At 34.7% G+C, this 14,343-nt stretch carries 17 protein-coding genes; 4 read left to right on the top strand and 13 right to left on the bottom strand.

All coding sequences use genetic code 11. The features are described from left to right. From ABIQ27_RS14655 to ABIQ27_RS14620, 8 genes are all read right to left on the bottom strand, one after another. On the bottom strand, positions 1 to 139 hold a 139-nt coding region (locus tag ABIQ27_RS14655), incomplete at its 3' end, for a hypothetical protein (protein WP_348034663.1). 61 nt (positions 140 to 200) lie between these two features. Next, positions 201 to 1,319 (bottom strand): F0F1 ATP synthase subunit A, encoded by a 1,119-nt coding sequence (gene atpB, locus ABIQ27_RS14650; RefSeq protein WP_348034661.1) that lies wholly within the window; start codon positions 1,317 to 1,319, stop codon positions 201 to 203. Between the two features lie 115 nt (positions 1,320 to 1,434). After that, positions 1,435 to 1,833, bottom strand: a complete 399-nt coding sequence (locus tag ABIQ27_RS14645) for a hypothetical protein (protein ID WP_348034660.1) — start codon at positions 1,831 to 1,833, stop codon at positions 1,435 to 1,437. Continuing rightward, positions 1,830 to 2,066: an AtpZ/AtpI family protein gene (locus ABIQ27_RS14640; protein WP_348034659.1), complete on the bottom strand. Its 237-nt coding sequence runs from the start codon at positions 2,064 to 2,066 to the stop codon at positions 1,830 to 1,832. The genes ABIQ27_RS14645 and ABIQ27_RS14640 overlap by 4 nt, the downstream gene beginning before the upstream one ends. Beyond that, a complete protein-coding gene (locus ABIQ27_RS14635; protein WP_348034658.1) occupies positions 2,035 to 2,439 on the bottom strand; it encodes a polymer-forming cytoskeletal protein in 405 nt (134 codons plus the stop codon). Before ABIQ27_RS14635 ends, ABIQ27_RS14640 begins: the two co-directional genes overlap by 32 nt. Before the next feature lie 5 nt (positions 2,440 to 2,444). Next, entirely contained in the window at positions 2,445 to 5,261 is a 2,817-nt protein-coding gene (locus ABIQ27_RS14630) for a gliding motility protein (RefSeq protein ID WP_348034657.1), read from the bottom strand. 151 nt (positions 5,262 to 5,412) lie between these two features. Beyond that, on the bottom strand, positions 5,413 to 6,111 hold the full coding sequence (locus ABIQ27_RS14625) for an ABC transporter ATP-binding protein (RefSeq protein ID WP_348034656.1): 699 nt from the start codon (positions 6,109 to 6,111) through the stop codon (positions 5,413 to 5,415). 53 nt (positions 6,112 to 6,164) lie between these two features. Further along, on the bottom strand, positions 6,165 to 7,637 hold the full coding sequence (locus ABIQ27_RS14620) for a DUF5687 family protein (protein ID WP_348034655.1): 1,473 nt from the start codon (positions 7,635 to 7,637) through the stop codon (positions 6,165 to 6,167). A gap of 116 nt (positions 7,638 to 7,753) precedes the next feature. On the opposite strand from ABIQ27_RS14620, the gene ABIQ27_RS14615 reads away from it, so the two are divergent. Both ABIQ27_RS14615 and ABIQ27_RS14610 read left to right on the top strand, forming a co-directional pair. Next, positions 7,754 to 8,806 (top strand): ferredoxin--NADP reductase, encoded by a 1,053-nt coding sequence (locus ABIQ27_RS14615; protein WP_348034654.1) that lies wholly within the window; start codon positions 7,754 to 7,756, stop codon positions 8,804 to 8,806. 10 nt (positions 8,807 to 8,816) lie between these two features. Continuing rightward, entirely contained in the window at positions 8,817 to 9,341 is a 525-nt protein-coding gene (locus ABIQ27_RS14610) for a DinB family protein (protein WP_348034653.1), read from the top strand. A 15-nt stretch (positions 9,342 to 9,356) separates the two neighbouring features. Here the strand turns inward: ABIQ27_RS14610 and ABIQ27_RS14605 are convergent, their stop codons facing one another. The 3 genes from ABIQ27_RS14605 to ABIQ27_RS14595 are packed head-to-tail and all read right to left on the bottom strand — an operon-like array spanning position 9,357 to position 11,389. After that, positions 9,357 to 9,719, bottom strand: coding sequence for a ketosteroid isomerase (locus tag ABIQ27_RS14605; protein WP_348034652.1), 363 nt, complete (start codon positions 9,717 to 9,719; stop codon positions 9,357 to 9,359). Positions 9,720 to 9,742: 23 nt separating this feature from the next. Next, complete coding sequence (locus tag ABIQ27_RS14600) at positions 9,743 to 10,726, bottom strand: glycosyltransferase family 9 protein (protein WP_348034662.1); 984 nt, start codon at positions 10,724 to 10,726, stop codon at positions 9,743 to 9,745. A gap of 57 nt (positions 10,727 to 10,783) precedes the next feature. After that, on the bottom strand, positions 10,784 to 11,389 hold the full coding sequence (locus tag ABIQ27_RS14595) for a DUF4254 domain-containing protein (protein WP_348034651.1): 606 nt from the start codon (positions 11,387 to 11,389) through the stop codon (positions 10,784 to 10,786). A gap of 94 nt (positions 11,390 to 11,483) precedes the next feature. On the opposite strand from ABIQ27_RS14595, the gene upp reads away from it, so the two are divergent. Beyond that, positions 11,484 to 12,137, top strand: coding sequence for a uracil phosphoribosyltransferase (gene upp, locus ABIQ27_RS14590; protein WP_348034650.1), 654 nt, complete (start codon positions 11,484 to 11,486; stop codon positions 12,135 to 12,137). On the opposite strand, the gene ABIQ27_RS14585 is transcribed toward upp, so the two are convergent. After that, positions 12,132 to 13,061 carry a DUF6427 family protein gene (locus ABIQ27_RS14585; RefSeq protein WP_348034649.1) on the bottom strand — a complete coding sequence of 310 codons (930 nt, stop codon included), beginning with the start codon at positions 13,059 to 13,061 and terminating at the stop codon, positions 12,132 to 12,134. The genes upp and ABIQ27_RS14585 overlap by 6 nt on opposite strands. A gap of 45 nt (positions 13,062 to 13,106) precedes the next feature. Here ABIQ27_RS14585 and ABIQ27_RS14580 point away from each other — a divergent pair, with 45 nt between their 5' ends. Next, positions 13,107 to 13,337, top strand: coding sequence for a uracil phosphoribosyltransferase (locus ABIQ27_RS14580; protein WP_348034648.1), 231 nt, complete (start codon positions 13,107 to 13,109; stop codon positions 13,335 to 13,337). A 34-nt stretch (positions 13,338 to 13,371) separates the two neighbouring features. On the opposite strand, the gene purD is transcribed toward ABIQ27_RS14580, so the two are convergent. Next, a partial coding sequence (gene purD / locus ABIQ27_RS14575) for a phosphoribosylamine--glycine ligase (RefSeq protein ID WP_348034647.1) occupies positions 13,372 to 14,343 on the bottom strand: 972 nt, incomplete at its 5' end.

Below are 14,343 nucleotides of genomic sequence, written 5' to 3'. Positions count from 1 at the left end.
TTTGAATTTTAGCTGTAGCTTCTGGTTGACGAGCAATTGCATCTAATGCAGAACCACCGATTCTACCAATACCAATTCCTACTCCAATAACTACTAATCCTGCTCCAATAAGGTGAAGATTTCCTTCTAATCCGTTCATAATGTATATATATTTAATTAAACATTCAAATTTTTAGGCATTAGGCAAAAGCCATCAGCCATTAGTGCGCTTCATCGTGGTGGTGTTCTTCAACAGCCGAACCAAAATATAAAGCGGTTAACATTGTAAAGATATAAGCCTGTAAAAGCGTTACTAAGATTTCAATTAATGAGATGATAAATGAAAGTCCGAATGTTAATGGGCTTCCGATCCAGCTTTTGAAAACGAACATCATTCCGATCAAACTCATCAATACAAGGTGACCAGCAAACATATTAGCGTACAAACGAATCATTAGTGAGAAAGGTTTGATGATTGCTCCAATAAGTTCAATTGGTGCCAAGATAAATTTCATTGGAACTGGAACGCCCGGCATCCAGAAAATGTGCATCCAATAATTCTTTTTAGCAGTAAGTGTTGTGATGATGAAAGTGATAATTGCTAATCCGAAAGTTACAGAGATATTACCCGTAACGTTGATTCCGAATGGCGTCATACCAACAACATTTAAAAACCAGATAAAGAAAAATACAGTCAATAAATGGCTCATGTATTTTTTATAATGCTTTTCACCAATGTTGGGGATTGCAATTTCGTCACGAATAAATAAAACAATAGGTTCAAAAAATCTACCAGCACCAGCTGCAACACCACCATTTTTAGAATATGATTTCCCTAAACTTCTAAACAATAAAAACATCAAAAGCGCAATCAACAACATAGTGAAAACTCCTTTAGTTATTGAAAAGTCAAATGGTTTAGCATTTGTTGGATGACCTTCATGTTCGGTTAAAGTTCCTGTTCCATCAGTTTTGTAGATTTTTTCGTGGTGCAAAACATAGTAGTTCCCACCATCTTCTGCGACTTTTCCATCATCAAATTTTGAAGATGAAAAAATGTGAAGTGAACCATTATCCAAAAGGATTATTGGCAATGGAAAACCATATTCTTTTCCAGTTTCTTTGTCACCAAATAAAGAAAAACTGTGTGCGTCTAAAACGTGGTGATTTTTTACTTCGTCAATTTGCTCTTTGATCTCAGCTTTTGGATCTTGGCTTTCTTTCGCAACAGCTTCTGTATTTTCTGAAGTTGGTTCAGGAGAATTTGCTAATGCGACTGAAGGTAAAAAAGCAATTAAAGCTACTATACTATAAAGGAATGATTTTTTCGAAAACACCATAACTATGATTTGTCTAAATTTTATTTCTGAAATTTGGTGCAAAAGTACACTTTTAATTAATATTAAAAAGTATAAGTTTTATTTTTTTTGATGGAATTATCGATTATCAAACAATTTATTGCTTATTGTTTAAAATTCTGATGGTTAGATAGGTTTCTATTGCTAAAAAGTAAATAAATACCACAAAGAAATTCATCTTTTCAGTTGGTGTTTTTGGAAGGTGAATATGGATAATTGGTCTTAAAAGAGCATAGGCAATAACCATATTAACCGTAGTAAGTGCTAAAAATGCATAACCTACTGAGTCTGGAGCTGTTTCTTTTACCTTCTTAAGCAAAAAAACTATTGCCAAAGCAAGCAATCCAAATATAGCGTAAAGTAAAGGTATAGCATAAACAAAATCAGCTTCAAACTCCTTTGGAATAATGAAATGCGATATGGTTTTATGAACGATAAGGCCAATTATTGCTGCAATAAAAACTGTAATAAGGGAATTGTATTTTTTTAACTTCATTTTTCTTCGTCCGATTTGTTTATTTCTTTTAACTGTCGGGCAATGTTGTAAAACGCAATTGCAACACCGACCATGGTTAAAATTTTTACGTATAAATTATGTTTGTTTATGAATTTTTCGTCAAGCCATTGACCTAGTTTGGCAGCCAAAAAAACAATGATTCCCATTTGAATGGGAATATTAATAAGTGCTAACCATTTATTACGCTGTTTTTTCTTCTGCTGACTTTCCATCGGTAATCATGTTTTTTACATTAGGTTTCATTATACATGATGCGCTGAATTCGGCTCCGGGCTCAACAGAAAGTTTTCCGCAGATTACTTCTCCATGAATGTGTGCTTTGGATTTCACATTAAGAATTTCCTGGACTTGTATTTTACCGTCAAATTTACCTTCGATATCCGCATTTTTACAAACGATATCGCCTTTGACGCTTCCCGCAGGACCAATTACTATTTTCCCTTTGGACTGAAAATTGCCAATCAAATGCCCATCCAAACGAAAATCCGCAGGAGAAATAATATCTCCCTGAATGGTTGTTCCTTCCACAATCCGGTTGGTTTTGCCTAAAAGATCTGTGTATGATTTTGGACTTTTTTCAAACATGCTTTCTATCCTTTTTTACCAGGTTTCTCTCCACCCGGTGATGGCGGCGGCCCAAACTTCTGGTCTTCATTTTTTTGTTCCTGATCTTTTTGATCATTCCCTTTAATGTCATCGCCGGAATTATCCTGAGAAGGCGTTTGTTTAGCGACAGGTTTTGGCTGAACTGGGTCGGGTGTTTTTTCAAAAGTTCCATCCCAGTTTGGTTGCGCTGCAGTTTCCGGCAGGTTACCCGCTAAAAATTCGTCTAGATTCTTTTTAATTTGAACTATCGTATAATTTTCTGCTGAAATGATTATCGGCGTTTCCTGCACTTTATAATCTTTATAGTCTTTCAGAATTGCCGTAATCCCTAATGCTAAATCCTCGGAATTTATACCATGCATTACCACAAAGTTATCTGTCATTGTGTAAATATCCAAAGAAACTGCAAGCTTGTTTAGGCTTCTGTCAGCAATAAATTTTTTGATTTTTTCGCGTAGCGCTTTTGTTCCTGCATCTTCAAAATCTTTAGTTCTGTAAAGAATTTTCCAGTTTTTTGATGGTGCACTGGATAACTGTAATGCTTCAAGTTTTGGCAAATCAACCGTTAATAATTTTTCGGCTCTTTTCCCTTCTTCACTATTTGGATAATTCAACGCTACATAATTTAATGCTGTGCTGAACTCAGCAAGTCCGCCAAGTTTACCAACTATGTTGGCTTTTAATAATTCCAGTTTTGGAACAATCTCATCTCCGGTAAATCGGGTAATAGCATTTTCTGTAGCAGTTAAAACTGTCTTGTATTCACCGTTTTTATATTGTTTGTAGATGTTACCATAAACTACGTTTGGTGAATCACTTGACTCCGCAATATCGCCCGTTGGATTTTGTAAAATTTGAGCATAACGTGAAGTTGGATATTGTGCAATAATATCAGCTTTCATTGCCTCTGCTTTTGATTTATCTAAAATTTCATAAAGCTTATACAAATGATACATCGATGGCAACACTAATCTTTCTTCGGGATTGTCATTTAACAGCTTCTCAAATCTGTTTACTGCTAATTGATATTCTTTGAATTTCTCTTTATAAATAATTCCAAGTTGATAATTAGCAAAGTTTCTTTCTTTGCTCAAACTGTCTATAACTGTTTGTGATTCCGGAATTTGTTTTATGTAGAAATCCGGTGTGAATCGTTCGTCAACTGCCGCAACATCATCGGAGTCTTTATCAGAGCCTTTTGTGTCTGAATTTTCTTTTCCGTTGTCTTTTTCTGAAAGTGATGAAATGCGCCAATTGTCCTGCAACGTTCTTTTGCCCCAGTTTTTGGTAAACTCCACTTTTCCATAAGCGACAGTTGTTGGATTATAAAAATAGAAAACACTTTCATTACCAGCTGCAAAAGCGCTTGGTGTTTTTGGAGTTATTGCCTTTGGTTTTTTAGATCCCGATTCATCGTCTAAATCGATTTTCCCATCGCTTTTTTCCTGATTCTCTTTAATTCGTGCTAGTTTTTCTATTGCTTTTTTCTGTATTTCTTCTTCTTTTTTAAGCTTTATGATATAGCTTTCAAAATAAGCTGTTCTGTCTGCAGCCGGCATTTTATATAGAGAAATAATGCTGTCATTCGTTTGTGAAATCGCTTCGTATTTAATAACCTCTTCAAGGTTTTCTCTTTTCTTTTTTATCAGATTGAACTCTCTGGTTCTTGGTTTTAACTGAACCAAGGTGCTGTCGTAGTAATTACCAGCTTTGACAAATTTAGAATCTATGAAATATAAGTCGGCTAAATTTCTATAATTGGAAGCGATAAGATAAGAGTCTTGTGTTTTCTTTTTTAATGAAAGATTGTATTCTTTTTTGGCTATAGTTTTATTGTTTCTTTTTTCATAAAACAATCCCAATTGATGGTGTAAAACATCCAGAAAAGGTCTGTTTTCTCTATCTTTCAGCAAATCATTATATTTTTTAAGAAAGGCAACAGTATCTCCTTTTTCATAATCAAACTGAGCTGCTTGTCTTGCATGAGCATGAATCACATAGGATTTGGCTGCTTTTCTATGCATATCGATTACGGTTTGATAACTCGCATAAGCGCTGTCTTTATATCCCAGTTCTTCATAAATCTGACCTAAGATATAATTGTATCTCGATATTTCTTCGTTGGATTTAGTATATTCTTTGGCAATTTTAAGTTTAGCAACAGCGCTGTCTTTTTCCTGTAAATTTAAAAAGGCCTGTGCCAGAGTGGCATTTGCATCAGCAAAAATCTGATCCTTAAATTTGATTTCTTTAAGCAATCTTCGAAGATTGTTTACAGCCAAAGCATCGTTATCCAGACGCATATTGGTTTTTTCTCTCCAGATTTTTACTTCGTATATTTTATCACTATTGGGTGATTTGTTCAATACATAGTTGAAAGCATCTAAGGCAGGTACAAATCGCTGATCATAATATCTTGCTTGTCCAAGCATCATGTAGGCTTCGTCCATTTGTGGGTTTTTCTCTGAACCATTAATGTTCATCGAGTGCTTCTGAATCGCTTTAGTGGCTTTGGTTTCTGCTTTTTCAAAATTGGCATTCTTAGTATTGCCGGGAGCAAGATTGTCTTCCGTTACCTGCATTCTTTCAACCGGAAGAATCTCCCAAAAGTTATCTTTATTTTGAAGTTTTACTTCTTCAACGCCTTTATCCAAAGCAATTCCACCATTGTATAAAATGTTATCTTTCGTGCTAAGCGCATGTGAATTTCTGGAAAGCCATGTGTTTTTCTTGGTAGAACAGGCGATTAAAAAAATCAATAATCCCGATAAGATGAAATATTTAATTGTATTGGTTTTCAAAGCAAAACGTTTAATGTTATAACGTAAAAAAGTCATAAATAGTATAACTAACTGGTAAAAATACGTTTCTTTTTGATATAGCAAAAAAATAAGCGGTAAGTTTTTACCATTATTGATAAAACCAGACCGCTATTTTATAAAAAGGAGTTTCTTAAACTGCAAAAAACGCTTCTAATTCTTTTAAGGTTTCCGGCGATGTTTGAATGTCTTTTACAACTTCGCCCAAATGCAGCGCTACAATTCTGTTGCAAACCTCAACGGTATGAACCAAATCGTGTGAAGAAACCAAAACTGTAATATTAGGATCTTCGGCTAATTCTTTAATGATGATTTTCAGCCTGTTTACCGTAGTCGGATCAAGGTTTGCAAACGGTTCATCTAAAACGACAACTTCCGGTCTTCCGATTAAAGTGGCGATGATACCTACTTTTTTCATATTTCCTTTAGATAAATCTCTTAAATATTTTTTGCTGTTGAGGATTTCTCCATTGAAAAACTCTTCGTGTTTTTTAAGCAAAGCATCAACATCTGCTTTATTTTGTCCGCGTAAATCTCCAATAAAATAGAAATATTCTTCAGCTGTTAAATACCCAATTAAAAAGCTTTCATCTAAAAAAGCTGAAGTGAAAGGTTTCCAGGCTTCACTTTTATCAACCTGAATAGTGTTGTTGGTGATATGCCCTGAACTTGGTTGAATTAAATCAAGTAACAGACTAAAAAAAGTGGTTTTTCCAGCACCATTATTCCCAACCAAGCCAAAGCTCTGACCTTTTGGTATGTCTAGGTTTACAATGTTTAAAACCGTTTTTTCCAGATTGTATCTTTTCGTTAAATTATTTACTTTTATCATTTTGAAAGTTTATGAGGTTTATGAGTTTATAGGTTTAATCAAAACTCTGAATTTTAATTTTTTTGTTTGTAAGCAGCAATGGTTTCGTATTTTTCGCTTTTATAAATCTTTTCAATTTTAGCAAAAACCATATTCCTAAAAGCGAATCCCAAAATTCCCGCTAAGGCAACAAAGAGATAGCCAATATTTGCAGAAAAAAGATAATATCCAAGTGAATATAAAAGCATAGGCACCAATAGTTTTGGTATCAGCATAATCACCGTTTTGAAGTTAAAAGCCTGTTTATCACCAAACGCTTTTTTAGCCATCGTTAAATCAATTGGAGTTTTTACAAAAGCGCCGCCAAGCATTACCAAATGCGAATTGACACCAATATTATAAATGGCTCCAACCACAATTAATATATAAATCTGCCATCCAAAAAATACCCAATAAAAAGAAGCAATTATCGTGGCAATTACAGTCCCAATAACCATCAGCCACCATTTTGAACTGATGTAATCGCGGTATTGAATGTTCTGGCTCATCATCAGTTGATAATACGAGCTGTCCCAACTTGGAATGAATTGCCCAAATGTGAACATAAATCCGCCCGTAACAAAGATTCCGGCAAAGACCTGCCACATTGGACCTTCATATACTTCAATAGCACCAGAATAAAAAAGCAATCCATAAAAAATAAACAGGAAACTCATAATTACCGTCGTTCGTGAACGCTTGTTCCTCTTTAATAATTTGATATCGTTTTTAAGGAATGTTCCAAGAGTTCCAAATTGGTTCAGCCAGGTAAAATTCTCGGTTTTGGCTTCGTCGCTTTTTTTGGCCAAACCAGTATCGAGATTCAGGTTCTTTTTGAAGTAATCAAACGAGAAATAATAAGTGACTGCTACTAAAAGTATAGGAATTAAAAATAGGTATTCAGTTTTGTACATTCCCTGCAAAAAAGGCTGTGTATAACTTGTGATATCAAAAACATGGTAATATTGGGCCAATCCCAAACTCACTACAATAGCCAACAAAGGGTAGAAAACAATGTCTTTATTATTGATCAAAACATTGATGAAATTATTAGTATAAATCAATGCCATTACTCCTAAACTCCACAAAATAGCATGAAAACCGTAGCCATGAGACAATAAAACAAGCGTAAACGGAATAAAGAAAAAAGCGTGAAGAATGTTGAAAAACGAAATAACTGTTTTCCCTAATGAGAAATGAACAATTACACTTCTTGTTATTGGTAAATTCAACAGCGGTTTAATGTTGGTGACAGGCATTTTTTGAAAAAAATACCGAATGACCAAATCAAAAACCAAATAATAAATCAGGTATTTGTTTATTGTTATCAACGGTTCTAAATGCAGTTCCTCTTTTAATATCTTGAAGATAAGAATTCCTGCGCCAATAAAAATGGTCATAAAATAAATGGCCATAAAACCCATTACTATTTTTATCGCCAAATTGGCAGTAAAAGAAGCCGAACGAAAAAAAGCTTTCCATTCAAGTTTAATGAAGTGTTTAAACATAATTTGAAGTTTGGTTTTGCAATTAGTTCCGAAATTTAAACAATTGTTACACACTTTCAAAGTTTCTTTACTTTTCAAATCATTGCTATTTCTTACCTTTGCAAAAATTATTTTTCATGTCTTCATTTTATAAATTACAGATCAAAGAAGTAAAGCACGAAACTGCCAACGCCATTTCTGTTGCTTTTAATATCCCCGCCGAACTAAAATCTGCTTATCAATTTACCGCCGGCCAATACGTAAACCTTAAATTAACTTTAGACGGACAGGAAATCCGTCGTGCGTATTCTGTTTGTTCTTCGCCTAATAGTGACGAATTACGCATTGCCATAAAATCAGTTAAAGAAGGTCATTTTTCAAAATTTGCGAATGACAATTTAAAGGTTGGTGACATACTTGAAGTTGGTCAACCAGAAGGTAAATTTACTTTTGAACCCTCTTTTTCAAATCTTAAAAACTATGCAGCTTTTGTTGCCGGTAGCGGAATTACTCCAGTTATGTCAATTCTAAAATCGGTTTTAGAAAGCGAGCCAAAAAGCACTTTTGTTTTGGTTTATGGAAACAAAACTCCGGACGAAACCATTTTTCACAACGAATTACACGAATTGCAATTGAAATATGTTGGGCGCTTTTTTGTGCATTATGTTTTTAGTCAGGCGCGTGCAGAAAATGAGCATTTTGGCCGCATCGATAAGGCAATTGTGAATTTTGTTTTGAATAACAAACACAAAGAAAAAGAATTTGATAAATTCTATTTATGTGGTCCGGAAGCAATGATTAATTTGGTTTCAGATATTTTAAAGGAGCACAACGTTCCTGAGAAAAACATAAAGTTCGAGTTATTCTCTACTACTACTTCCGAAAACGCAGCTGCAGTATCTCATACTGGCCATACAAAAATAACTGTAATGGTTGATGACGAAGAAGTCACTTTTGAAATGTCGCAAAAGCAAACGGTTCTCGAAGCAGCTTTGAAGCAAGGCATCGATGCGCCATATTCCTGTCAGGGTGGAATTTGTAGTTCCTGCTTGGCGCGAATTACAAATGGAACTGCCGAAATGGCGAAGAATTCTATTTTAACAGATGGCGAAATTGCCGAAGGATTAATTCTAACTTGCCAGGCACATCCGACTTCTCCGGAGATTTATGTGGATTATGATGATGTTTAATATTTAGAGTATGGAATTTAATCTCTCAAAATCAATCGAAATTCTTGAAAGAACACCTCAGGTTTTAACCACACTTTTGAGCGGCTTGAGCAATGAATGGATTCAGAATAATGAAGGTGAAGAAACCTGGAGTCCGTATGATGTGATTGGTCATTTAATTCAGGGAGAAAAAACAGACTGGATTGTCCGCACAGAAATTATCCTTTCCAATGAAGCAGATAAAAATTTTGCTCTTTTTGACCGTTTTGCACAATTTGAGGAAAGCAAAGGAAAAACTATTTCGGACTTGTTGAATGAGTTTCAGGAATTGAGAACTAAGAATCTGATTGCATTACAATCAAGACAAATTACTCCAGACGATTTACAGCAAACCGGAATTCACCCTGCTTTTGGAGAAATTACATTAGAAAATTTACTCGCTACCTGGGTTGCTCATGATTTGGGACATATTGCGCAAATTGCACGGGTTATGGCAAAGCAATATAAAAACGAAGTTGGGCCGTGGACGGAATATATTCCGATATTAAATCGCTAAGATTTTTGTAAACTATTAAGCACTCTCAACTAGTTCAATGTCCATTGTTTTTATTAGTCCTTCCTGAAACGTGTAAATATGTTTTACTAATCCGTCAAATATTAGATTACCTTGTAAGTCCTTTACGTTTTGGTGAACCTTAACTTCTAGACTTCCATTTTCTCTTTCATTGAAACCGACTGGATCAACATGTGGATTAATTTCAGTCCATTGCCTTGTCCAATATAGCTTAATTTCATTGTGTCCACTTATGTATCCGCCTTCCCAAGCTTTTGACCACTGCACGTCTTTTTGCATGGTTGATAATGCCTTATCAATATTTCTCTCGTTGAAGGCAGTGTATACTTTTTTAATTACGTCTTTGAGTTGATTTGTCATTATTGTAATTTTAAATTGAATTATTACAGTTTCTCTACAACTTCTTCAACCGAAATCGTTCGCATCGCATCCTGATAACCTTCCACTTTTTTGTTGCCATAAACGGATGTTGGAAGTTTCGGATACTTTTCTCTATCAGAAACCAAGCAGTTTTTCAGCGGTTGGTTGAATGGTGCAAAGCCGGCAAAAGGATGCGTTGCGCCCCAAAGTGTGATTACTTTTATTCCCAGCATGGCTGCTATATGAGCATTTCCGGAATCCATAGAAAGCATAACATCAAGATTGGAAATCAAGTCTAATTCTTGTTGCAGTTTAAGTTTTCCTGCAACGTTTATCACGTTTTCTTTTCCGTTGGCAAACGAATTCAGGATTTCAATTTCCTTGTTTCCGCCGCCAAAAAGGAAGATTTTATTATTGCTTTTTGAAGCCAAATTATCAATAACTTTCTGCATCAAATCATGAGGATACACTTTACTATCGTATTGTGCAAATGGCGCAATTCCAATCCATTTTTGATTTGCTTTTTCTTCAGTGATTTTTAAAATTTCTGCAGACAAAATAGCTTTCTGAGGAAACTTCGGATTTGATAAATCAACACTGAAACCCAACTTTTTAAATGTATCAACATGTCTTTCGACCATTGATTTTATTGGCTTGAATATCTTATTTTCGGCACAGGTTAATGCGCTTTTCTCTACTCTTCCTTTATCTGTAAACGCCATTTTTTTTCCGCTTAAAGCGAATAAAGTTCTGATAACCTGCGAACGTAAAACATTGTGTAAATCGGCAACGGCGTCAATATTCAATTCTTTTAAATCGGAATATAATTTCAATAATCCAGGAAAACCTTTGTGCCTTCCTTTGACATCAACAGCAAAGAAATCAACATTCGGAATTCCGTCAAAAAAAGGCTTGAAAAATGGTCGCGAAACAACCGTGATTTTTACATTAGGATTTTGGGCAACAAAAGCTCTAATAACAGGAACTGTCATCGCAACATCGCCCATGGCAGACATTCGGATGACAGCAATATGTTGGATTGGGTTTGACAAAAGTCTGCCGTTTTATTTTTTGTTTTGGTACAAAACAGGGTTCAAATCGTCGTCGTTGTACATCTTCATTTGTTTGTACACTTTCATGAATTTGTCACCGTTTTCAATATCTGTGATTAAGTCATCAATCGCTGTTGACAAATCGGTTCTTTGCTCTAGCAACACGTTTAATTTTGCCTGGCATTTATCTCTGTGTTCCTGTGAAGCTTCAGTACGATTAGCTTCTTCGGTCATGTGATAAATTTTTAATGCTAAAATTGATAATCTGTCAATCGTCCAGGCTGGGCTTTCAGAGTTTATTTTTGCAGAAGATTTTACAACAACAAAAGCATATTTCTGAAGAAAATAGCTGTCAATATATTCTACCATATCGGTACGTTCCTGATTTGACGCATCGATTCTTCTTTTCAAAACCAAAGCTGCAACAGGGTCAATATTTGGATCACGGATAATATCTTCAAAATGCCACTGAACGGTGTCAATCCAGTTTTTGAAATACAGTAAATGTTCAATCTTCTCTTTTGGATACGGATTTTTAACCGGTTGGTCTACGTTGTCATGAACATGATAATCCTTAATACTTTGTTCAAATATAGAATAGGCAAATTTTGAAAACATAATTTTAATTTTATTTTATACAATTCGACCAAAAGGTCTCGGGTGCAAAGATAGTTTTTTATACTTTTACCTAAACATCCAAATTCTCACATTCATGCATCTTCACAATATTTCGGAAAACAACAGCATCCTTAATCATTTTTTGGCACAAATTCGTGACGTTAACATTCAAAAAGACAGCATGCGTTTTCGAAAAAACATCGAGAGAATTGGTGAAATTATGGCGTATGAATTGAGTAAAACGTTAGAATATAAAGCTATTGATGTTCAGACGCCGCTGGGCATAAAACATACTACAACTATTGCGGACCATGTGGTTTTATGTTCTATTCTTCGCGCTGGTTTGGCTTTGCATATGGGGTTTATGAATGTTTTTGACAATGCCGAAAATGGCTTTGTTTCAGCGTATCGTCATCACTATGACAATGATGATAAGTTTGACATTTTAGTAGAATATCAGGCGGCACCTTCTTTTGAAAATAAGAACCTGATTATGATTGATCCGATGCTTGCCACGGGACAATCGATGGTGGCGGTTTTACAAAAACTGCATCTGGAACAAAAACCAAAAGAAATACATATTGCTGTTGTAATTGCGGCACCGGAAGGTATTGAATATCTCAAACAAAATCTTCCTGATAGCTGCCATCTTTGGATTGCCGCGATTGATGAAAGACTTAATGAGAAAAACTACATAGTTCCCGGTCTTGGTGATGCTGGCGATTTGGCTTATGGAAGTAAATTATAGCTGCGCAAAAAAGATAAATAAACTTCCTGTTAATAGTAACGCCAAAACAATTTCCTGATACATTTTGTTTTGTGAATATTCAATATTATTAGTACACATTACCGACAATGGCATAAATGTAAAAATCAACATGTTGTTGTTTTTCTCCGGAGAAATCAAAAAAACAACTACCCCAATCAAAAAAGCAAATACCATTTTCTTGTAAGATGCCTGTAAAATAATTGGCCTGTTTGTCAATGAAAGCATCATCGACACAACAAAATACAGGGCGATTACAACATAAGAGGACAGTGCAATATTTTGATAATTATTTGTAAAATAATTGAGTTCGAAATTCATATTTGTCTGATTCAAAATATGATCAATCCAGGATTTGTCAAAAAACAGTGCTGCGAAAAGAAAAACCACAACTGTCGCAAAAAAGGCTACAAATGGCAGTAACCAATTTCTAAAATCCCGTGAGGCATGAAATATTATAGAAATATACACCAATAGCACAAAAAGAATACACCAAAAATGGAAAAGTGAAGCAATAAAAATCCATACCGACGCATCAAATATTTTCTCTTTAGGAGCTTTCAGGGTTTGAAGCGATATTAATCTCCTAATTGCCAACAGCAGAAAGAAATTGGAAAACAATAAACTTAAGTCACTAAAGACTGATTGAAAAAGAACAATGAATAATAAAAAAAAGAAAACAGTATAACTTGAATTTTTAGTCAATCCGTTCTTTTTTACAATAAAATTTATCAAAAAAAATGAGCTAATAAATAAGGTAATCAAAGTCGTTGCTTTTAAAACACCATTTTTAGAATTCATTACTTCCAGATGATTGGATAAGTATAAAAAAAAGAAAACCAACAGTGAAACTCCAATCAAAGAATAATTTACTATAGTAGATTTTTTAAAAACGCTTGTTATCATAAGGATATTTTATACATTTGTGCTGTAAATATAACATTTTATAAAATGAGAGCATTTTTTGAAGGTATTCAATCTTTATTTGTAGATTTTTTATTCCTGCCATTTGATTTTTTACGCTCTTTGGAGCTAAGCAGCTGGTGGCTTGCCAATATTGTTAGCTGGGTGATGATCATTGTCTGTGGCTATTACATTGTTTACTGGTGTAAACAATTAACAATTCACCGTGCTAACAATGAAGAATACCAAGATACAACGGCTCATTCTTTCTTAAAGTAAAGCCCCTAACCCCAAAGGGGAATTATTAGGAGTTTTATAAATCTTGGCCAATATCTTTTCTAAAATACATCTTATCAAAATCGAGCTTGTCTATATTTTGGTAAGATTTTTTTATGGCTTCCTGGAAATCATTGCCAAAAGAAGTGATTGCCAAAACTCTTCCGCCATTAGAAACAACTTTTCCATTATCTAACTTTGTTCCTGCATGGAAAACAAGAGAGCCTTCAACTTTCTCTAAGCCAAAAATTTCTTTTCCTTTTTCGTAATCTGCAGGATAACCACCTGAAACCATCATTACTGTTGTGGCACTTCTTTCATCAATTTCTAACGAAACTTTGTCTAATTTCCCATTAGCTACAGCTTGGAATAATTCCACTAAATCAGACTTAATTCTCGGAATTACGACTTCTGTTTCGGGATCGCCCATTCTTACATTGTATTCAATAACTATAGGTTCACCTTTGACGATAATTAATCCAATAAAAACGAATCCTTTATATTCAATTCCGTCATTTTGCAAACCTTCAACCGTTGGTTTTACAATTCGGGTTTCTATTTTTTCAAGTAAAACAGCATCCGCAAATGGAACCGGGGAAACTGCTCCCATGCCACCCGTGTTCAAACCTGTGTCTCCTTCTCCAATTCGTTTATAGTCTTTGGCTGTTGGCAGAACTTTATAATTCTTCCCATCTGTCAATACAAAACAGCTCAATTCAATTCCGTCTAGAAACTCTTCGATAACTACTTTGGCACTGGCGTTTCCAAATTTAGCATGAATCAACATATTTCGCAATTCTGATTTTGCTTCTTCTAAATCATTAAGAATTAGAACGCCTTTTCCTGCAGCTAATCCATCGGCTTTTAAAACATATGGAGGTTGTAATGTTTCTAGAAAATCACATCCTTTTTCAACAGTTTCCTTTGTAAAACTATCATAAGCTGCTGTTGGTATGTTATGCTTAACCAGGAATTCTTTGGCAAATTCTTTACTTCCTTCCAATTGAGC

The organism is Flavobacterium sp. (assembly GCF_039916025.1).
Classification (GTDB): Bacteria; Bacteroidota; Bacteroidia; order Flavobacteriales; family Flavobacteriaceae; genus Flavobacterium.
Note: the sequence above shows the minus strand (reverse complement) of the source record. Positions and strands in the feature narration are given on the sequence as shown.

What these genes read in the sequence shown, in the direction of transcription:
- ABIQ27_RS14600 (WP_348034662.1), bottom strand. Translation starts at nt 10,726, where the DNA reads ATGGGCGATGTTGCGATGACAGTTCCTGTTATTAGAGCTTTTGTTGCC.
- ABIQ27_RS14595 (WP_348034651.1), bottom strand. Translation starts at nt 11,389, where the DNA reads ATGTTTTCAAAATTTGCCTATTCTATATTTGAACAAAGTATTAAGGAT.
- upp (WP_348034650.1), top strand. Translation starts at nt 11,484, where the DNA reads ATGCATCTTCACAATATTTCGGAAAACAACAGCATCCTTAATCATTTT.
- ABIQ27_RS14635 (WP_348034658.1), bottom strand. Translation starts at nt 2,439, where the DNA reads ATGTTTGAAAAAAGTCCAAAATCATACACAGATCTTTTAGGCAAAACC.
- ABIQ27_RS14645 (WP_348034660.1), bottom strand. Translation starts at nt 1,833, where the DNA reads ATGAAGTTAAAAAAATACAATTCCCTTATTACAGTTTTTATTGCAGCA.
- ABIQ27_RS14620 (WP_348034655.1), bottom strand. Translation starts at nt 7,637, where the DNA reads ATGTTTAAACACTTCATTAAACTTGAATGGAAAGCTTTTTTTCGTTCG.
- ABIQ27_RS14610 (WP_348034653.1), top strand. Translation starts at nt 8,817, where the DNA reads ATGGAATTTAATCTCTCAAAATCAATCGAAATTCTTGAAAGAACACCT.
- ABIQ27_RS14625 (WP_348034656.1), bottom strand. Translation starts at nt 6,111, where the DNA reads ATGATAAAAGTAAATAATTTAACGAAAAGATACAATCTGGAAAAAACG.
- ABIQ27_RS14580 (WP_348034648.1), top strand. Translation starts at nt 13,107, where the DNA reads ATGAGAGCATTTTTTGAAGGTATTCAATCTTTATTTGTAGATTTTTTA.
- ABIQ27_RS14640 (WP_348034659.1), bottom strand. Translation starts at nt 2,066, where the DNA reads ATGGAAAGTCAGCAGAAGAAAAAACAGCGTAATAAATGGTTAGCACTT.
- ABIQ27_RS14615 (WP_348034654.1), top strand. Translation starts at nt 7,754, where the DNA reads ATGTCTTCATTTTATAAATTACAGATCAAAGAAGTAAAGCACGAAACT.
- ABIQ27_RS14585 (WP_348034649.1), bottom strand. Translation starts at nt 13,061, where the DNA reads ATGATAACAAGCGTTTTTAAAAAATCTACTATAGTAAATTATTCTTTG.
- ABIQ27_RS14605 (WP_348034652.1), bottom strand. Translation starts at nt 9,719, where the DNA reads ATGACAAATCAACTCAAAGACGTAATTAAAAAAGTATACACTGCCTTC.
- atpB (WP_348034661.1), bottom strand. Translation starts at nt 1,319, where the DNA reads ATGGTGTTTTCGAAAAAATCATTCCTTTATAGTATAGTAGCTTTAATT.